Origin of the sequence: Mesorhizobium sp. M2E.F.Ca.ET.209.01.1.1 (genome assembly GCF_004010375.2) — a bacterium.
In the GTDB taxonomy this organism is placed as follows: domain Bacteria; phylum Pseudomonadota; class Alphaproteobacteria; order Rhizobiales; family Rhizobiaceae; genus Mesorhizobium.
In genome coordinates, this window is the sequence record NZ_SADP02001252.1 from 1 (window position 1) to 286 (window position 286).

Consider the following 286-nt stretch of genomic DNA (forward strand, 5'->3'; position numbering starts at 1 on the left):
CGCCGCTTCGAGGCGCTGACGCCGCAGGCGAAACTGCTGGCGGCGGCGTTGGCGTGAGGACAAGCCGCCCTACCCTGCTCACACCACTTCGAGCACCTTGCCGGTGTCGTGCTGGCGCACGCAGTCGACGCGGCCGCCGTCCCAGTGGTAACTGTAGTGGCGGCCCTGGACCGGGACACCGATGACGTCGGGCCAAAAGATGCCGATACACTCCCCGTCCGGCATGCGCACGCTGTTCCACACCAGCCCGTCGCTTCCCGAGGCCCGCAGCGCCCGCCCTTCCGCC

Annotated in this window: 1 protein-coding gene; it reads right to left on the bottom strand. The window is 70.3% G+C overall.

Going from position 1 to position 286, the window contains the following annotated elements; genetic code table 11:
* Positions 1-78: 78 nt before the first annotated feature.
* Positions 79-286, bottom strand: a 208-nt coding sequence (locus tag EN852_RS39940; RefSeq protein ID WP_135879983.1) for an RES family NAD+ phosphorylase, incomplete at its 5' end; no start/stop codon positions are given.